Origin of the sequence: Haloarcula sp. JP-L23 (assembly GCF_011602445.1) — an archaeon.
In the GTDB taxonomy this organism is placed as follows: domain Archaea; phylum Halobacteriota; class Halobacteria; order Halobacteriales; family Haloarculaceae; genus Haloarcula; species Haloarcula pellucida.
Map to the genome: position 1 here is coordinate 1,415,361 of NZ_CP050014.1, position 17,171 is coordinate 1,432,531.

Consider the following 17,171-nt stretch of genomic DNA (forward strand, 5'->3'; position numbering starts at 1 on the left):
CCTGCGGGTTGACTCTACCGCCCGGTCGCTCCGCCGGCCGCCGACCGCTCACTAGCCCACCGATAGCCGTACACGCCCACTTCGGTGAGGAGCCACCCGACCAGCAACAGACCGGCCAGCGCGGCGTAGAAGAGGTCCCACCCGCTCATCCACACCGGGCGAAGCCACGGCGCGTAGTGGCCCCACAGCGTCCCGAGTTCCTCGCCGACGCCCGACAGCGGCGTCCCGGCGGCCGTCGCGGTGATGAACGTCCCGACGCTCGTCTGCTGGCCGCTCCCGGCGACCAGTCCCGCGCTGCCGGTAATCTCGTAGGACCCCGTCGCGTTCTGCTCGCGGATGGTCGGCCCCGTCGACCCGTCGCCGTGGGCCACTCGTTCGGCGTCGTAGGGCCCCCACGTCGCGTAGTACTCCCAGACGATTTCGCCGGTCGGCGTCACCTCGATGACGCGGTGGTTCAGCGTGTCCGTGATGAGCGTGTTGCCGTTCGGGAGGCGGTCGGCGTCACGCGGCCAGTTGAGCGAGTCCGACCCGACGGACCACGTCCGGGTCCACGTCCCGTTCGTGTAGGCGTACTCGACGACGCGGTTGTTGCCGCTGTCGGCCACGAGAATCGTCGGCGTCCCGTCCTCGCCTTCGATGTAGTCGGGGTTGTGCTGTTCGCGCATGACGCTGTAGTTGTCGTCGGCGCCGAGTCGCCTATCGATGTCCTTGGTCGTCCGGTTGATGAGCAACACCTGGTCGAAGTTTCGCGGCGAGACGAGGAACTGGTCGTCGCCGACCGGGTCGACGTCGTTGCTGTGGGTCCAGTCCTCGTTCATCCCGCCGTCGGTGCTGTTAGGGAAGTGGTTGCGGTAGCGCCAGCGCCACGTGACCGATTCGGTCGTGCGGTTGTAGACGACGATCTCGTCGTTGGACACTTGCTGACTCTCGTCCCACGCCCGCATGTGCGAGACGACCAGTGCGGTGTCGTTGAGTTTGTCGACGTCGTGGGTGTCCTCGTAGGGAAGCAACTGCTCCCACTCGCGCTCTTTCGTCTCGGGGTCCAGTTCGTAGACGAGCGTGTTGCCCGAACGGGGGGAGACGACGAGGAGGTTCCCGTTCGGAAGTGGGTCCACGTCGAAGAACCACGCGTCGGCCCCCTGCCGACTCTGGTAGGTCCAGTTCAACCCGCCGCGTTCGTCCAGCGCCACGAGTCGGGCGGGCTTCTTCGGGTTCGTGTTGCCCCGGAACGTGTAGCCCTGCGTACTGACGACCGTCTGGCCCTCGGCCGCGTCGGTGACTGTCCCACGCTGGAGCGAGCCGCTCTCGCTCGGTTCGTAGGTCAGGGCGCTGGCGACCGACGGCGTGAGCAACGCGAGGACGAGCAACAGGACGACACCACGGGCGAGGCGACGCCGCGACGGACGACTGGAGAGCACACTCGCCTTCGGAGGGTCCCGGGATTAAACGCTTCGAGACTTTTCGGACCAGTTGGCGTCGGTTCGTCGTCGCGTATTCACCACCCGCACACGCCCGGTCCGAACTCCGATGCCCTCTTATCGCGCTCACCCGAACGCCGATGCATGGAGCGACGGACTGTCAGGATACTCCGGGCTGTCGCCGCCGCCCTCGTCTTCGCGACGGCGGCGTTTCACCTCTGGTGGGGCCTGCCGCGGAGCATCGTCTACTTTCAGGCTTACGGGCTGTTCCCGGCGGGGGGTATCGTCCCGGACCCGCGCCCGTACTTCTTCGTCGTCTTCGCGGTGCTCCTGCTGTCCGGCCCCTATCTCGTGACTCGCCGGGTCGTCAGCCTCCGCAACGCCTACATCGGTGGGACGCTCCTGCTCGTCGGCTCTATCGCCGCGTGGGTGTTCTGGCACGCCACCGGACACGGCGCGTTCCTCGCCAGCGGGGCCGACGCCGCATCCACGGCTGCGAGCGGTCACAGCCACGGCAGCCAGAGCACGGTGTTTCTCATCCTCGATCACTTCGATACGGAACCGCTGGAGTCCGCTATCAAGACCATCGAGTTCCTCGGCGTCGCCATCTTCGTGACGCTGCTGTGGAAAGACCCGGCTATCGTCCCGACCGAACGCTCGGAGTCCACCGAACACGACGTGGCGAGCGAGAACTGAGCGCTGTCGGGCGTCTGTTCCCGCGGAAACTGGTGTTGTCTCGGTTCGTTCGTTACTCTCCGTCCAGTTCCTCTCGCAGCATCCCGTTGACCTCGCCGGGGTCCGCGCTGCCGCCCCACCTTTTGCGGCGTCGGGTGCGCTCGCTCCGCTCGCGAACCCCTCCTTGCAAAACGTGGGCGAAAAAGGCGCGAATCGCACGACGATTCGCGTGAAACTGCTCGCTGGTGGCGAGCAGTATGCTACTCTCCGTCCAGTTCCTCTCGCAGCATCCCGTTGACCTCGCCGGGGTCCGCACTGCCGCCGGTCTTCTGCATCACCTGACCGACGAGGAAGTTCAAGGCCCCACCCTCGCCGCTGTGGTAGTCTTCGACGGCGTCGGGGTTTTCCTCGATGGCCGCTTCGACGGCTTGCTGGACGGCGTCGCCGGAGGTCTTGCCCAGTCCTTCCCGCTCGACGACGGTGTCCGGGTCCTCGCCCTCGTCCAGCATGTCCCGGAGGACCGTCTCGCGGGCATTCTTCGCGGTAATCTCGTCCTCGGCGACGAGTTCGACGAGGCGGGTGACCTCGCCGAAGCGGTCGTCGACGTCTGTAATCTCCATGTCGCGGTAGTTCAGTTCACCGAGGAGGTTGTCGGCCACCCACGTCGCGGCGAGGCCGGCGTCGAAGCGCTCGGCGACGCTCTCGAAGAAGTCCGCGACCTGCTTCGTGCTCGTGAGTTTCGAGGCGGCCTCCTCGGAGAGGCCGTACTCGGCGACGAAGCGCTCGCGGCGGGCGTCGGGCAGTTCCGGGATGGCGATCTCCGCTTTCCAACTCGACACGCGGAGCGGCGGGATGTCGGCCTCGCGGAAGTAGCGGTAGTCCTTCTCCTCCTCCTTCGAGCGCATGGAGACGGTGTTGCCGTGGGTCTCGTTGAAGTGGCGGGTCTCCTGTTCGACGGCGCGGCCCGACTGGATGAGTTTCCGCTGCCGGGAGGCCTCGAAGGACAGGGCCTGTTCGGCGCCCTTGTGGCTGGAGATGTTCTTGACCTCGGTGCGGTTGGCGTCTTCGAGGACGGACTCGTCGATGTGGCCGTCGTCGCTCACCTCGTCGGCGTCGACCATCGAGAGGTTGGCGTCGATGCGGAGACTGCCGTCGCGGGTGGCGTCGAAGACGCCGAGGTATTCGAGGACCTCCTCAAGCTTTTCGAGGAAGGCGCGGACCTCGCTCGGGTCGCGGAAGTCCGGTTCCGTGACGATCTCCATCAGCGGCGTCCCGGCGCGGTTGTAGTCGATGAGGGTGTAGTCTGCACGCTCGATAGAGCAGGTCCGCGATTCGAGCGGGCCGGTCCCCTCGCGGACGTGCTTGATGGACCCGGGGTCCTCCTCCAGATGGGCGCGTCGGATGTCGACGGCCCGTCGTTCGCTCTCGACGCTGAACTCCAGTTCCCCGTCCTGACAGATGGGGGCGTCGTACTGCGTTATCTGGAAGTTCTTTGGGAGGTCGGGGTAGTAGTAGTTCTTCCGGTGGAAGGTCGTCTCCTCGGGGATGTCGGCGTCGATGGCCTTGCCCACCTTCACGGCGGCTTCGACGGCGCCCTCGTTGACGACCGGCAGGGCGCCCGGCAGGCCCAGACAGACCGGACAGGTGTGGGTGTTCGGCTCGTCGGTCGGCTCTGTCGAGCACCCGCAGAATATCTTCGTCTCCGTCTCTAGCTGGACGTGGACCTCCAGCCCGATGACGGCCGCGAGTTCGCGGGACTCGGCGGCTTGCGCAGTCATTACCCGTCGTTCGGTGTCGGCTGGCTAAAGGGTAACGACCCCCGCCGGCGCGGTTCGCCGGGCCGCTGTCCCCCGACCGTCATCGTCCGGTCGTTTCAACCGGTAGAAATATTTGCCACAAATGGTTAGTTGTATAACATGAGTGCGACCCAATCTGTGCTGGAGCACCACCTCGAAATGTTCGGCGAAGGCGACGTAGACGGCCTGATGAGCGACTACGCGGACGACGCCGTCTTCATCTCCGCGGACGGGACGCTGGTGGGCCACGACGACATCCGGTCGATGTACGAAGAACTCCTTCCCGAGTTCGACGACCCGTCGGTGTCGTTCTCGCTCGACGAACAGGTCGTCAGGGACGAGTACGCCTACATCGTCTGGCACGCCGAGACGCCCGAGAACGTCTACGAGTTCGCCTCGGACACGTTCGTCGTCCGCGACGGCGAAATCGTCGCCCAGACGCTAGCTGCCGACGTCTCGCCGAAGGCGTAAGTCCCCTCCTGCATCCGCGTTTCTATCACCGAGCACCGAGTACCTGTTCCGAACTAGCGCGTCGACGCCGAGACGACGGGTGAGGACCGCTCGCAATCAGCGACTGTTGGCCGTCGAATCGACCGGCGCTACCCCTTCCCCTCCGACGGCCGAACAATCAACGACACAATCATACGCAAGAATAAGTTAGTTATTTTATACTTCCGCCGGAACTCCAGCGTTGCCCACTACGCCGACGCCGACGACAGACGACGGTTTTTCGGACGGGCACGGGACAGCGCGACGACCGACCTTTCGAGCGATTCACACCAATGGAACCATACAGACGGGACGTACTCAAGGCGACAGGCGGGACGCTGACGGCCGCTGGCGGTATCGGCGGTGTCCACGCACAGCAAGACGACGGTGGACAGACGGGCGACGGACCGCAAGGCGACGCGAACCTGCTGGCGAACACGTGGATGCACTCGGGCGGGACGACGCCGTTCAGGGGGGCGCACGGCCACCGAAACTGGAGTCCGTGGCCCATCGCCCGACGGGCCGAGATGCTCAACGAAGTCGGGTTCAACGCTATCGGCCTCATCGCACCCGACATCCAGCACATCATCGACTTCGAGTTCGCGGCGGAGAACAGGACGCAAGGCCTCCAACAACTGAACAGCGTACTCCAGCAGAACAACATCGACTTCGTCGAGTTGGAGTTCCTCACCGAGTGGCCCTTAGCGATGAACGACCCGCGCCGACAGGCCGAACAGGAGACGCGCCAGTTACTGCTCGAAGCGGCCGACATCCTCGGTGCCAACCACATCAAGATAGGGAACATCAACGGCTATCCGGTGGCGATGGAGGACCTCCAGCAGCGGTTCGCACAGGTGAGCGACCAGTTCGCACAGGTCGGCGCGGAGGTCGGACTGGAGTTTTTCCCGGTGGACCCCAACGTCCAGACCATCCCGCAGGCGCTCGAAGCCACCTCACAGACCGACAACGGCGGCCTCTATCTGGATCTGTGGCACAACATGAAACTCGGCGTCGACTTCGAGAACATCCGCTCGCTCTCCGGCGGCGACATCGTGGCCGTGGAGTTCAACGACGGCTACGTCGAGACGACGATGTCCTTCCTCGAAGAGACTATCAACCTGCGAAAGCTTCCCGGCGAAGGCGAGTTCCCCATCTCCGACTGGGTCAGCGCCGTCCGCGCCGGCGGGTTTAGCGGGCCGTGGGGCCTCGAAATCCTCTCCGAAGAGTTCCGGCGCTTCGAGATGGTCGACGCCTATCCGCGGGCGTTCGAGGCCGGCGCACAGTACGTACAGTAACCGCTCTCCCTCTCTTTTCTCCGCTTCTTCGATGTCGGTGCGGCCTCGACGCGGCGTCTCAGACGTACTTTTCGGCCGCGTCGAGGTGCTCTGCGAGCGTCCCGAGGAACCGAGCGGCGTCCGCCCCGTCGACGACACGGTGGTCGAAACTCAGGTCCAGCGGCATCTGTCGCCGGAAGACGACGTCGCCGTCGCCGTTCTGGGTGGCCCGCTCGGTGATGCGCCCGACGCCGAGGATGGCGATTTCGGGCGGGTTGATGATGGGGTCGAACGAATCGACCCCGAGTGGCCCGAGGTTCGACACCGTGAACGTCCCGCCGCGGAACGTGCTCATCGTGTAGTCGCCGTCTACGACGCGCTCGGTCAACTCGCGACGCTCGCTCGCGAGTTCGCCCAGCGACTTCGACCCGACGTCGGCGACGACGGGCGTGACGAGGCCGTCGTCGATGGCCACGGCGACGCCGACGTTGTGTTCCTCGTACAGCACGTGCGCCTCGTCCTCGAACGTGGCGTTGAACGCGGGGTGTTCGTCGAGGGTGTCCGAGAGCGCACAGAGGAGCACGTCGACCATCGAGGGGCTGACGCCGTCCTCGGTCGGGTCTGCGGCGGCGACGGCGCTCAACAGCCCCTCCGCGTCGACACTGCGATTGACGGTCACGTGGACGGCCTCCCGATAGCTCTCCTGTAACCGACTGGCGATGGTCTTGCGCATCGGACTCAGCGCCCGCTCCTCGCGGACGGTCCGCTCGGCGGATTCGTCGTCGGTCATGCTGGACTCACCCACGCGAGCGTGTCGCCGCGTGCGAACTCGTCGTCCTCGCCACGGACGATATCGTCGAGCGTCCCGTCGACCGGCGCCAGAACGTCGAGGCTCACCTTCTCTATCTGGACCTCACACAGGCTCTCGCCTTCCGTGACGCTCGCGCCCTCCCGTGTGAACCAGTTGACGACGACGCCCTCGTCGCTGTCGGCGTCGTCGGGCCACTCGGCGACCGTCACTTCGACCCTGTCTGCGTCCCCGCTCATCGGTCACTGGGTCCGTTCGACCGCCGATTCGATGTCCTCGACGTCCGGGACGACTTCGTTCTCCAGCGGCCGCGAGTACGGAATCGGGACGTCCGGGATGGCGAGACGCTCGACGCTGTCGAGGGAACCCAGCGACTCCTCGGCGACGCTGGCGACGATTTCGCCGGTCACGCCGAACGAGCGGTAGTCCTCGTCGACGACGACGAGGTTCCCGGTCTTCTCGACGGACTCGACGACGGTGTCGGTGTCCAGCGGGACCAGCGACCGCAGGTCGACGACCTCCGCGCTGACGCCGTCGTCGGCCAGCGACTCCGCCGCCTCCAGCGCCCGGTGGACGTGTAGGCCGAGGGTGACGATGGTCACGTCGTCGCCCTCGCGTTTCACGTCGGCACTGCCGAAGGGGATGGTGTAGTCCTCCTCTGGGACGGGGGTCTTCGGCCCGTCAGGGGCTGGGAGCCATCCGATGCCCATCAGGCGCTTGTGGAACATGTACATCACCGGGTCGTCGTCACGGATGGCGTTGTGCATCAGCCCCTTCGCGTCGTAGGCCGTCGAGGGGACGACGACTTTCAGACCGGGGACGTGCGCGAAGGTCCCGTACAGCGTCTGGGAGTGCTGGGCGGCGTCGTTGTAGGTGCCGCCGACGGCGGCCGTCAACACGAGCGGAACGCTCACGTTGCCGCCGCTCATGTACGTGTTCTTCGCCATCTGGTTGTATATCTGGTCCATCGCGACGCCGAAGAAGTCGACGAACATCAGTTCGGCGATGGGCCGCATCCCCTCCTGTGCGGCGCCGACGGCGGCCCCGAGGTAGGCCGTCTCGCTGATGGGGACGTCCATGATGCGGTCGTAGCCGAACTCGTCTAAGAGGCCCTGCGTGGAGTCGAAGATGCCGCCGTAGTCGGCGACGTCCTCGCCCATGTAGAACACCTCCTCGTTCTCGCGCATCTCGTGAGCGATGGCCTCGACCATCGCTCTGCTCATCGTCAGTTCTCGCTCGATTACCTGTGGAGGCTCTTTCTGCGCCATCAGTCGTCACCTCCCGCGAGGTCGTACTCCGGTTCCGTGTCTGTCACACCACTCGGTGGATTGACGAACATGTCCTCGTGTGCCGCGCTCGGGTCCGGTTCTGGCTGGTCTTTCGCGAACGCGATGGCGTCCTCGACGCGTTCGTGCGCATCGTCCCGCATCTCCGCTATCGTCTCCTCGTCGACGCCGTGTGCCTGCAGGTCGGCTTCCAGTCGGGCGATGCTGTCTCGCTCGGCGGCCGCCTCTTGGTCCGCTTCCGGGCGGTAGCTCTCGGGGTCGCCCATGAAGTGGCCCATCCGCCGGTGGACCTGCACTTCCATGAGCGTCGGCCCGTTCCGGTCACGGGCGCGGCCGATGGCCTCTTTTGCGGCGTCGTAGATAGCGACGGCGTCGTCGTGGTCGACGCGGACGCCCGGCATGTCGAACCCACCGGCCCGCTGGGCACCGTTCTCGACGTCCGTGACTCGGTCCTTGGGCATGCTGATGGCCCAGTCGTTGTCCTCGATGACGAAGACGACCGGCAGGTCGTGGACCGCTGCGAAGTTCAGCGACTCCAGGAACGCTCCCTGGTCGATGGCCCCCTCGCCGAGGTAGGCGACGGCGACGCTGTCGGTGTTGCGCTTCTTCGCGGCGAGTCCCGCGCCGGCCGCGGGCGGACACCCCTCCGCGATGATGCCGCTACACGCGAACCCCACGTCGGGGTCGAACAGGTGCATGTGGCCGCCCTTCCCCTTGCCGAGACCTGTCTCGCGGCCGAATATCTCTGCGGTCATCCGTTCTAGGTCGACCCCCTTCGCGATGGCGACGTGGTGCGGCCGGTGCGGTGCCGTCACCGTGTCGTCGTCACGCAGGTGTTGACAGACGCCCGCGGCGGACGCTTCGTGGCCGGCGGCGAGGTGCAGCTCCCCGGGAATCGGCCCCGCCGAGATGTCGAACGCTGGCTGTTTCCCCTCCAGATACTCCTCCTGCAACCGCTCTTCGTAATGGCGGGCCGTCACCATGTCGACGTACATCTCTCGTAGTTCGTTAACTGATACCATGGTATCCCACCGTGAAGTTTAGACTGAGCTACACATAACGGTAGGGGGTTCGACCGAACGGCGTCCCGGACGGGCCGCACATCGCCCGGTCGACGGACCGATTCGAGCAACTGTCTCCGCGGCCACCTCTCTCTCATCGGTCACTATCAGCCGTTCGAACATTGGACTCCGACCGGGGTGACCGGTCCCCACCGATACCGCTGCCGAGGGCCCTACGGCGACTTTCGGTGGTCGGTACGACGTGTCAGATCCACTGTCAATGTCTGACGTAAGTTTATGACGATAGCGTGGCTGGCATTGTGATATGTGCGGCAACCGCGTCGAGGAACTAGAAGAGCAGGTTCAGGAACTGCAGGCTTCGGTCGAGGGGCTGACCGACGAACTCGTCGAGTGCAAAGTTCGCCTCCGCGAAGTCGAGAACACCGTCGACGAGGACAGCGGGTTCGGGGCCGACGCCCACAAGGGCACCGCCCGGAACGACGCCGCAGCACCCGAGCAACCGACGAACAACGAAGACGAGATTCTGACGCCGGAGGCCGACACACCTAACACGGAGGCCACCGACAACACCGACAAGGAGGCCGAGGCCGCGTCCGAGTCGGAGTCCGAGGAGGACTCCGGGTCCGACATCATCGTCGCGTAGGAGACGGCCAACTACCGCATGCATATCAAAGAGCTCGTCCTCGACAACTTCAAGAGCTTCGGGCGGAAGACTCGCATCCCGTTCTACGAAGATTTCACTACCATCAGCGGCCCGAACGGCTCCGGGAAGTCGAACATCATCGACGCCGTCCTCTTTGCGCTCGGACTCGCCCGCACCTCGGGCATCCGCGCCGAGAAACTCACCGACCTCATCTACAACCCCGGCCACGCGGACGAGGACGTCGACGTCTCTGGCGACCGGCAGGCCAGCGTCGAGGTCATCCTCGCCAACGAGGACCGGACCCTCGAACGCGCACAGGTCGTCAACGCCGCCGGCACCGAAGACGTCGGCGACGTCGACGAGATAGCCATCAAGCGCCGGGTGAAAGAGACCGAGGACAACTACTACTCGTACTACTACATCAACGGCCGCTCGGTCAACCTCTCGGACATCCAGGACTTGCTCGCACAAGCAGGCGTCACGCCCGAAGGGTACAACGTCGTGATGCAGGGCGACGTCACCGAGATAATCAACATGACCCCCGGGTCTCGTCGAGAGATTATCGACGAGATAGCCGGCGTCGCCCAGTTCGACCAGAAGAAGGCCGACGCCTTCGAGGAACTGGACGTCGTCGAAGAACGCATCGACGAGGCGGAACTGCGCATCGAGGAGAAACAGACCCGTCTCGACCAGCTCGAAGACGAACGCGAGACGGCACTGGAGTACCAGTCGCTCCGCGAGGAGAAAGAGGAGTACGAGGGGTACCGCAAGGCCGCCGAACTCGAAGACAAGCGCGAGGAACTCGACGCCGTCGAGGACCGCATCGCCGAGTTGGAGGCCGAACTCGCGGAGCTTCAGGCAGAACTGGACTCGCGACAGGGGAAGGTCGTCCGCCTCGAAGACGAACTCCACGAACTCAATCAGGAGATAGAGCGCAAAGGCGAGGACGAACAACTCGCCATCAAGCGCGACATCGAGGAGATCAAGGGCGACATCTCGCGGCTAGAAGACAAGATAGCGACCGCAGAGGAGGCCGTCGAGGACGCCGAGAACGAGCGCAGACAGGCGTTCGTCCAGATAGACCGCAAGCAGGAAACCATCGACGACCTCGAGTCGGACGTCCGCGAGACGAAAGTCGAGAAGTCGAACGCCAAGGCCGAAATCGCCGAGAAGGAGGCCTCGCTCGCCGACGTCCAGCAGCGTATCGACGACATCGGCGAAGAGTTCGAGGAGATAAAGGACGAACTCGAAGCGAAACGCGACACGCTAGAGCAACTGAAGAGCGAACGGAACGACCTCCAGCGAGAGCAGGACCGCCTGCTGGACGAGGCCCGCCGCCGCTCCAACGAGGAAGACGAGAAGCGGGCCGCCATCGAGGAGGCCGAGGCGGAGATTCCCGACCTCGAAGCCGACATCGAGGACTTAGAGACGGAACTGGAGAAAGCCGAGAAGAACAAGGCCACCATCGGTGAGGTGGTCGACGACCTGCGTGCCGAGAAGCGGGAACTCCAGTCGGACTTAGACGACCTCGAAGACGAGATCAGCGCCAAACAGCAGGAGTACGCCCAACTCGAAGCGAAGGCCGGCGAGGACGGTGACTCCTCGTACGGCCGAGCGGTGACGGCCATCCTGAACGCCGATCGAAGCGGCGTCCACGGCACCGTCGGACAGTTGGGTGGCGTCGACCCCGAGTACGCGACGGCCTGTGAGACGGCCGCCGGGGGGCGACTCGCCCACGTCGTCGTCGACGACGACGGCGTCGGTCAGTCCTGCATCGAGTACCTCAAGGCACGCAACGCCGGGCGAGCGACGTTCCTGCCAATCACACAGATGCAGAACCGCTCGCTCCCGTCGCTTCCGAACGTGGACGGCGTGGTCGACTTCGCGTACAACCTCGTGGACTTCGACCCCGAGTACGCGGGCATTTTCTCGTACGTGCTGGGCGACACCGTGGTCGTCGACAGCATGGACACCGCCCGCGACCTGATGGGCGAGTACCGCATGGTGACGCTGGACGGCGACCTCGTCGAGAAATCGGGCGCCATGACCGGCGGGTCCTCCTCGGGGACCCGGTATTCGTTCTCCGGCGGCGCCGGGAAACTCGAACGCGTCGCCAAGCGCATCAACGAACTGGAGGACGAACGCGCGGACGTGCGCGACGACCTGCGGGACGTCGAGGACCGACTCGACGACGCCCGCGACCGTGAATCCGACGCGACCGAGCAGGTCCGGGACATCGAGACGAGCATCGAGCGCAAGGAGACCCAACTCGAAGAGACCCGCGAGCGAATCGAGACGCTCGAATCTGCCCTCGAAGACATCGCTGCCGACCGCGAGGCGGTCGCCGACGAGATGGACGAACTGGAGGCCGACATCGAGGCCAAGAACGAGGCGATCACCGATATCGAGGCCGACATCGAGGAGCTAGAGGCCGAGGTACAGGACTCTGACCTGCCCGACCTCACCGACGAGCGCGAGGCCATCGAGGGCGAGATAGACGCGCTGGAGGACCGACTCGACGACTTGGACGCCCAACTCAACGAACTGCAACTCGAAAAGCAGTACGCCGAGGACGCCATCGAGGACCTCCACGACGACATCGAGACCGCCCAGAACCGCAAGGCAGAGAAGGAAGAGCGCATCGCCGAACTGGAAGAACAGGTCGAGGCGAAGCGGGAACTGAAAGCCGAGAAAGAGCAGGAAGTCGCCGATCTGGAGGACGAACTCGCCGACCTGAAAGGCGAGCGAGAGGACCTGCGCGAGGACCTCCAGAACGCGAAGGAGGCCCGCGACGAACAGCAGTCGAAGGTCACCGACGTCGAACGTGACCTCGACGACGAGACGGAGGAACGAGAACGGCTAGAGTGGGAGATAGACGAACTCGAAGCGCAGGTCGACGACTACGACCCCGAGGACGTCCCCGACCACGACACCGTCGAGGCCGAAATCGAACGGCTCACCGGCGAGATGGAGGCGCTGGAACCGGTCAACATGCGCGCTATCGAGGAGTACGACCGCGTGGCCGACGATCTCGCGGACTTGGAGGACCAGAAGGAGACGTTAGTCGAGGAGGCCGAGGGCATCCGCGACCGCATCGACACCTACGAGGCCCGCAAGAAGGAGACGTTCATGGAGTCGTTCGACGAGATCAACGACCAGTTTCAGGACATCTTCGAGCGCCTCTCCAGCGGGACCGGTCACCTCCATCTGGAGAACGAAGACGACCCATTCGAGGGCGGCCTGACGATGAAGGCCCAACCCGGCGACAAGCCTATCCAGCGGCTGGCGGCGATGTCCGGGGGCGAGAAGTCCCTGACGGCGCTGGCGTTCATCTTCGCCATCCAGCGGCACAACCCCGCGCCGTTCTACGCGCTGGACGAGGTCGACGCCTTCCTCGACGCCGCGAACGCCGACCTCGTCGGCGAGATGGTCGACGAACTCGCCGGTGACGCCCAGTTCGTCGTCGTCTCGCACCGCTCGGCCCTGCTCGAACGCTCGGAACGCGCCATCGGCGTGATGATGCAGGGCGACAACGTGAGCGCCGTGACCGGTATCGACCTCTCGGGTGAGGGGCCGGACGACGAAGAGGAGGCGGTGGTGAGCGATGACTAGCGAGGGGCCGACGGCGCATCGCGAGGGAGGGCCCTCGGAAGCGCGAGCGGTGAACGAAGTGACCCACGAGCGAGGCGGTGTACTGCCATGACTGACGACGACATCCCGCTGGACATCACCGGCCACGAAGACCGCGAGCCGCCACGCGGCTCGAAACAGTCGCGCGGGGAGGGGACCGACCCGCAAGACCGCGAACGACCCGGCGACTCGGGGTCATCGCTGTTCGGGGACGACGCCGAAGAGACGGCGGACCCGCCGGAGGACGTCGAGTTACTGAACGAGGCGGGCGATTCGGACGGCGACGCTGACGAGGACGTCGCCGAACCCGTCGAGGTGCTGGTCCAACTGGCCGACGACGGCGAAATCGACCCGTGGGACATCGACGTGGTGGAGGTCACCGACAAGTTCCTCGCCCGCATCGACGAGAGCGACCTGCGAACGGGCGGGCGGGCGCTGTTCTACGCCTCCGTCCTCGTTCGGATGAAGAGCGACGCGATGCTCGGCGAGGACGAGCCGGAGGACCCGCCGGCGGAGCCGTGGGAGCAGGCGATGACCGAGGACGCCCCCATCGAGGAGCCGGACCCGTTCTCGGCGCTGGAGTCGGAGATGGACCGGCGACTCGAACGCCGCCGGGCCCGCGGGATGCCCCAGACGCTCGACGAACTCGTCCGGGACCTGCGGGACGCCGAGCGGGACTCGTGGTGGAAGGAGTCCCGCGAGTACGACACCAGCGGGTCGCCCAGCGGATTCCAGCGGGGGACCCAGGAACTGGACTACCGGAGCGCCGACGACATGCGGATGGACGACGAGCCGTCGGCCGCCGACGTGACCGGCACCGCCCACGCCGAGCAGATAGACGACATCATCGACGACGTGTACGCGGCGGTCCGCGAGCAGTACGACCAAGGCCGCGACGAGGTGCTGTACAAGGAGGTCGAACACGCGGGCGGGTCGCGCGTCGAGACGTTCCTCGGCCTGCTGTTTCTGGCCCACCGTGGACAGGTCGTCCTCCAGCAGGACGACGTGTTCGGCGACCTCTGGATTCGAGACCCCAACGCGGTCAGCGGGTCCGAGGAAGCATTGGCGGACTAACTGGCGTCGCCGGCCGTCAGTTCGCATCCGTCCGGCTGGCAAACAGGTTCAAACGGGTCGAGTCCCTACTGTGTACAATGGCACAGCAGTCGTCGCCGACGGAGCTTCCGGACCCCGAGCGACTGGCCGACGCCTTTCGCGTCTACGAGATAGACCCCAACGCGGAGGACGGCGTGCGCTACTACGGCGAGCCACAGACCGAGTCCGAGCAGGTACTCCGTCGGGTGGGTCCGACGTTCCGCAAGCGCGGGTACCGCGTCCGACTCCAGCGCGAGACGGGCGAACACGTCCTCGTGGCGAGCGAGCGGTCGCTGGGGGTCGACGGCGTCCCGTGGCTGAACGTCGTGCTGGCGGTGGCGACGCTGCTCTCGACGCTGTACGCGGGGAGCCGGTGGTACGGGCTCTCTCTCGCCGACGACCCGACCGCCATCGTGCAGGCGTGGCCGTTCGCGGCCGCGGTGCTTGGCATTCTCGCCGTCCACGAGTTCGGCCACTACGCGCTCTCCCGATACCACGAGGTGCAGGCCAGCCTCCCGTACTTCATCCCGTTGCCGTTCAACGTCATCGGCACGCTCGGTGCCGTCATCCGGATGAACGACAACATGCCGGACAGGGATGCGCTGTTCGACATCGGCGTCGCCGGACCGCTCGCTGGTCTCGCCGCCACAGTCGTGGTCACGGCCATCGGCGTGACGATGGACCCGATTCGGGTCACCGGCGGCGTCGCAACCCAGATAGAACTCGGCTACCCGCTGTTGATTCGCGGTATCGCGGCGCTCATGGGCGAACAGGTCGTCTACTCGAACCCCGCGGTCATCCCGAACCCCGTCGTCATCGGGGCGTGGGTCGGCGCGTTCGTCACGTTCCTGAACCTGCTCCCGGTCGGGCAACTCGACGGCGCACACGTCACCCGGTCGCTGCTCGGCGAGCGGATGTCGGCCGTCCAGACGGCCGTGCCGGTGGTGCTGTTCGGACTGGCGGGCTACCTGTTCGTCTTCGAGAACGGCGACGCGGCGGCGCTGTGGGGCTTTTGGGGCGTGCTGACGCTGGTCTTCGGCCGCGTCGGCTCGGTGACGCCGCTTGACGAGACGGCCGTCGGGCCGAAGCGGCAGGCCATCGGCGTGCTGACGCTCGTCCTCGGCCTGCTGTGTTTCGTCCCGGTCCCGATCGCCATCTCGCTGTGACTGCGCTCAGATGCCGTACGGGTCGTACGTCGGCCGAGAGTCTCCCTCGGGGTCGACGTCGTAGCGGTCGTGCCACTCTGTCAGCACCGCGTCGGCGTCCTCGCCGAACAGGACGACGACGCCGAACGGGCGCGAGTAGCGGTCGGCGTCGGGTGGGTCGGGGTCCAGAAAGAGGGCGTGGGTCGCGGGGCCACCGATAGACGGGAGGACCGAGAGCGGCCCCTCCATCGGGACGAGGCCGGTGAGGACGCTCGGGACGAACGACCCACCGGGGAGCGGGTCGCGGGGTTGGACGTACAGTTCCGCGACCGGCGTCCCGTCTTCCTCGATGACGATACTGCTCGGGTGACGCTGTCCCTCGGACCACGCCTCCTCGGCGAGGGCGGGCATCTCGGCGTCGACGGCGAAGGACATCCGGACGCCACCGACCCGCTCTACGGACTGGATGGACCACGCCTCCTCGGAGTCGTCCGGGTTGCCGGCCAGCGTCGCATCGACGAGGTCACCGGTTCGGAGTGCGTCGACGCGCGCCTGTCGCTCGCCGTAACCCGACCGATACACCGTGTACAGTCGCGTGGCGTCCGCGTCGAAGAAGTTGATGTGGGGGACCGACTCGACGACTCGATAGATCCGGAACCGGCCCGTACGCTGCTCCATGGGGCCACTATCGGCTGGATCGGTAAGACTCCGCGGGTTCCGCTACGTGACTGGTCGGAGCCACGCGGGCGACGACGTGCCACGGGTCGTCGTAGACGTAGTGGTGGCCGCCGATGTGGTACGGCGTCGGAAACTCCGTCGTCGGTTCCGGGAGGGGACGGACGGGTATGCCTGTTGGGGGCATCCCCGAGGCCGGGGAAACACGAAATAGGCGGGGGCGTGAACACGGTGATATGAGCGAGTCAGCGGGGGTTCCCGAACCCGACTTCGAGGAACTCCGTGCGGCGGTAGAGCGCCTCCTCGACGAGACGGTCGACCGGGAGGACGCGCTTGCGGTGTCCGTCGAGGACCTGGAGGTGGACGTGCCGATACGCTTCGGCGACGATGCGCCGCGCGCCCGGTGGCGGTTCGACGGCGACGTGACCGTCACCGTCGACGGTATCCGACAGCCACTCCGGGAGTGGATAGAACTCCACGAGGAGCGGACCGTCGAGCGGCCGAGCGACGACTAGAACGCCTCGACGTGGGGCCGCAAGTCGAGTTCGAGCGTCCACGCCGAGCGGTCCTGCTCGACCAGATGCCAGTACGACGCCGCTATCTCGTCGGGGTCGAGGTACTCCTCGGCGTCGCGGTCGGCGGCGGGGGCGTCCGGGCCGAGAATCTGGCCGTCGACGACGACGTGTGCGACGTGGATACCCTCCGGTCCGAGTTCGCGGGCCATCGACTCGGCCATCCCGCGGACGGCGAACTTCGCGGCGCTGAAGCCGATGGCACCCCCGCGGCCGCGGACCGCGGAGGTCGCGCCGGTGAAGATGACCGTCCCGCCGTCGTTGTCGAGCATGTCGGCGACGGCCTCCCGCGAACAGTAGAGGCCGCCCGCCGGCCCCACGTCGAGTGCGTGAGCGAACTCGTCGTCGGAGATGTCTTGCAGGCCCTTCCACGCGCCGCCGCTGGCGTGGTTGACCAGTATATCGACGGGGCCAAACGCCTCCCGAACGCGTTCGAACCCTTCGGCGACGGCCTCGGGGTCCGTGACGTCAGTCGGGACGGCGATGGCTCGCTCCCCGATGTCGTCGGCGAGGTCGATGACGTAGTCGTCCGAGCGAGCGAACAGGCCGACGCGGCAGTCCTCCGCGACGAACCGACGGGCGAGCGATGCGCCGAGACCGGGGCCGACTCCAGCGACGACGGCAGTCCGTGACATACTGACCCAGA

Annotated in this window: 16 protein-coding genes; 8 read left to right on the top strand and 8 right to left on the bottom strand. The window is 66.0% G+C overall.

Features of this window, described 5'->3' with window-relative positions; translation table 11 throughout:
• Positions 1-14 precede the first annotated feature (14 nt).
• On the bottom strand, positions 15-1,418 hold the full coding sequence (locus G9465_RS07190; protein WP_166968512.1) for an aryl-sulfate sulfotransferase: 1,404 nt from the start codon (positions 1,416-1,418) through the stop codon (positions 15-17).
• A 144-nt stretch (positions 1,419-1,562) separates the two neighbouring features.
• Between G9465_RS07190 and G9465_RS07195 the strand changes: the two genes are divergently transcribed.
• Positions 1,563-2,114 carry a hypothetical protein gene (locus tag G9465_RS07195; protein WP_166968513.1) on the top strand — a complete coding sequence of 184 codons (552 nt, stop codon included), beginning with the start codon at positions 1,563-1,565 and terminating at the stop codon, positions 2,112-2,114.
• A 239-nt stretch (positions 2,115-2,353) separates the two neighbouring features.
• On the opposite strand, the gene gatB is transcribed toward G9465_RS07195, so the two are convergent.
• The gene (gene gatB, locus G9465_RS07200) at positions 2,354-3,871 is read right to left on the bottom strand and encodes an Asp-tRNA(Asn)/Glu-tRNA(Gln) amidotransferase subunit GatB (protein WP_166968514.1); all 1,518 of its coding nucleotides are present in this window, start codon (positions 3,869-3,871) and stop codon (positions 2,354-2,356) included.
• Between the two features lie 138 nt (positions 3,872-4,009).
• Here gatB and G9465_RS07205 point away from each other — a divergent pair, with 138 nt between their 5' ends.
• Together G9465_RS07205 and G9465_RS07210 are read left to right on the top strand one after the other, a co-directional pair.
• Entirely contained in the window at positions 4,010-4,360 is a 351-nt protein-coding gene (locus G9465_RS07205) for a nuclear transport factor 2 family protein (RefSeq protein WP_166968515.1), read from the top strand.
• Between the two features lie 311 nt (positions 4,361-4,671).
• Positions 4,672-5,673, top strand: a complete 1,002-nt coding sequence (locus G9465_RS07210) for a sugar phosphate isomerase/epimerase (RefSeq protein WP_166968516.1) — start codon at positions 4,672-4,674, stop codon at positions 5,671-5,673.
• A 58-nt stretch (positions 5,674-5,731) separates the two neighbouring features.
• Here the strand turns inward: G9465_RS07210 and G9465_RS07215 are convergent, their stop codons facing one another.
• Genes G9465_RS07215 through G9465_RS07230 form a run of 4 tightly spaced genes read right to left on the bottom strand, consistent with a single transcriptional unit; the run spans position 5,732 to position 8,741 of the window.
• The gene (locus G9465_RS07215; protein ID WP_166968517.1) at positions 5,732-6,442 is read right to left on the bottom strand and encodes a 2-oxo acid dehydrogenase subunit E2; all 711 of its coding nucleotides are present in this window, start codon (positions 6,440-6,442) and stop codon (positions 5,732-5,734) included.
• Entirely contained in the window at positions 6,439-6,699 is a 261-nt protein-coding gene (locus G9465_RS07220) for a lipoyl domain-containing protein (protein WP_166968518.1), read from the bottom strand. Before G9465_RS07220 ends, G9465_RS07215 begins: the two co-directional genes overlap by 4 nt.
• Positions 6,700-6,702: 3 nt before the next feature.
• On the bottom strand, positions 6,703-7,728 hold the full coding sequence (locus G9465_RS07225) for an alpha-ketoacid dehydrogenase subunit beta (protein ID WP_166968519.1): 1,026 nt from the start codon (positions 7,726-7,728) through the stop codon (positions 6,703-6,705).
• Entirely contained in the window at positions 7,728-8,741 is a 1,014-nt protein-coding gene (locus G9465_RS07230; protein WP_166972948.1) for a thiamine pyrophosphate-dependent dehydrogenase E1 component subunit alpha, read from the bottom strand. The genes G9465_RS07225 and G9465_RS07230 overlap by 1 nt, the downstream gene beginning before the upstream one ends.
• 331 nt (positions 8,742-9,072) lie before the next feature.
• Between G9465_RS07230 and G9465_RS07235 the strand changes: the two genes are divergently transcribed.
• The 4 genes from G9465_RS07235 to G9465_RS07250 all read left to right on the top strand — a co-directional run bounded on the left by G9465_RS07235 (position 9,073) and on the right by G9465_RS07250 (position 15,299).
• Positions 9,073-9,411 carry a hypothetical protein gene (locus tag G9465_RS07235; protein WP_166968520.1) on the top strand — a complete coding sequence of 113 codons (339 nt, stop codon included), beginning with the start codon at positions 9,073-9,075 and terminating at the stop codon, positions 9,409-9,411.
• An 18-nt stretch (positions 9,412-9,429) separates the two neighbouring features.
• Positions 9,430-13,023, top strand: a complete 3,594-nt coding sequence (smc, locus tag G9465_RS07240; protein WP_166968521.1) for a chromosome segregation protein SMC — start codon at positions 9,430-9,432, stop codon at positions 13,021-13,023.
• A gap of 87 nt (positions 13,024-13,110) precedes the next feature.
• Positions 13,111-14,115 (top strand): ScpA family protein, encoded by a 1,005-nt coding sequence (locus tag G9465_RS07245; RefSeq protein WP_166968522.1) that lies wholly within the window; start codon positions 13,111-13,113, stop codon positions 14,113-14,115.
• 77 nt (positions 14,116-14,192) lie between these two features.
• Positions 14,193-15,299 (top strand): site-2 protease family protein, encoded by a 1,107-nt coding sequence (locus G9465_RS07250; protein ID WP_166968523.1) that lies wholly within the window; start codon positions 14,193-14,195, stop codon positions 15,297-15,299.
• A 6-nt stretch (positions 15,300-15,305) separates the two neighbouring features.
• On the opposite strand, the gene G9465_RS07255 is transcribed toward G9465_RS07250, so the two are convergent.
• Positions 15,306-15,956: a hypothetical protein gene (locus G9465_RS07255; RefSeq protein WP_166968524.1), complete on the bottom strand. Its 651-nt coding sequence runs from the start codon at positions 15,954-15,956 to the stop codon at positions 15,306-15,308.
• A gap of 233 nt (positions 15,957-16,189) precedes the next feature.
• On the opposite strand from G9465_RS07255, the gene G9465_RS07260 reads away from it, so the two are divergent.
• Positions 16,190-16,468 (top strand): hypothetical protein, encoded by a 279-nt coding sequence (locus tag G9465_RS07260; protein WP_166968525.1) that lies wholly within the window; start codon positions 16,190-16,192, stop codon positions 16,466-16,468.
• Here G9465_RS07260 and G9465_RS07265 read toward each other — a convergent pair.
• Positions 16,465-17,160, bottom strand: coding sequence for an SDR family NAD(P)-dependent oxidoreductase (locus G9465_RS07265; protein ID WP_166968526.1), 696 nt, complete (start codon positions 17,158-17,160; stop codon positions 16,465-16,467). The genes G9465_RS07260 and G9465_RS07265 overlap by 4 nt on opposite strands.
• Positions 17,161-17,171 lie beyond the last annotated feature (11 nt).

What these genes read in the sequence shown, in the direction of transcription:
- G9465_RS07215 (WP_166968517.1), bottom strand. Translation starts at nt 6,442, where the DNA reads ATGACCGACGACGAATCCGCCGAGCGGACCGTCCGCGAGGAGCGGGCG.
- G9465_RS07245 (WP_166968522.1), top strand. Translation starts at nt 13,111, where the DNA reads ATGACTGACGACGACATCCCGCTGGACATCACCGGCCACGAAGACCGC.
- G9465_RS07265 (WP_166968526.1), bottom strand. Translation starts at nt 17,160, where the DNA reads ATGTCACGGACTGCCGTCGTCGCTGGAGTCGGCCCCGGTCTCGGCGCA.
- G9465_RS07205 (WP_166968515.1), top strand. Translation starts at nt 4,010, where the DNA reads ATGAGTGCGACCCAATCTGTGCTGGAGCACCACCTCGAAATGTTCGGC.
- G9465_RS07235 (WP_166968520.1), top strand. Translation starts at nt 9,073, where the DNA reads ATGTGCGGCAACCGCGTCGAGGAACTAGAAGAGCAGGTTCAGGAACTG.
- G9465_RS07260 (WP_166968525.1), top strand. Translation starts at nt 16,190, where the DNA reads ATGAGCGAGTCAGCGGGGGTTCCCGAACCCGACTTCGAGGAACTCCGT.
- G9465_RS07195 (WP_166968513.1), top strand. Translation starts at nt 1,563, where the DNA reads ATGGAGCGACGGACTGTCAGGATACTCCGGGCTGTCGCCGCCGCCCTC.
- G9465_RS07250 (WP_166968523.1), top strand. Translation starts at nt 14,193, where the DNA reads ATGGCACAGCAGTCGTCGCCGACGGAGCTTCCGGACCCCGAGCGACTG.
- G9465_RS07255 (WP_166968524.1), bottom strand. Translation starts at nt 15,956, where the DNA reads ATGGAGCAGCGTACGGGCCGGTTCCGGATCTATCGAGTCGTCGAGTCG.
- G9465_RS07225 (WP_166968519.1), bottom strand. Translation starts at nt 7,728, where the DNA reads ATGGCGCAGAAAGAGCCTCCACAGGTAATCGAGCGAGAACTGACGATG.
- G9465_RS07230 (WP_166972948.1), bottom strand. Translation starts at nt 8,741, where the DNA reads ATGTACGTCGACATGGTGACGGCCCGCCATTACGAAGAGCGGTTGCAG.
- G9465_RS07220 (WP_166968518.1), bottom strand. Translation starts at nt 6,699, where the DNA reads ATGAGCGGGGACGCAGACAGGGTCGAAGTGACGGTCGCCGAGTGGCCC.
- G9465_RS07210 (WP_166968516.1), top strand. Translation starts at nt 4,672, where the DNA reads ATGGAACCATACAGACGGGACGTACTCAAGGCGACAGGCGGGACGCTG.
- gatB (WP_166968514.1), bottom strand. Translation starts at nt 3,871, where the DNA reads ATGACTGCGCAAGCCGCCGAGTCCCGCGAACTCGCGGCCGTCATCGGG.
- smc (WP_166968521.1), top strand. Translation starts at nt 9,430, where the DNA reads ATGCATATCAAAGAGCTCGTCCTCGACAACTTCAAGAGCTTCGGGCGG.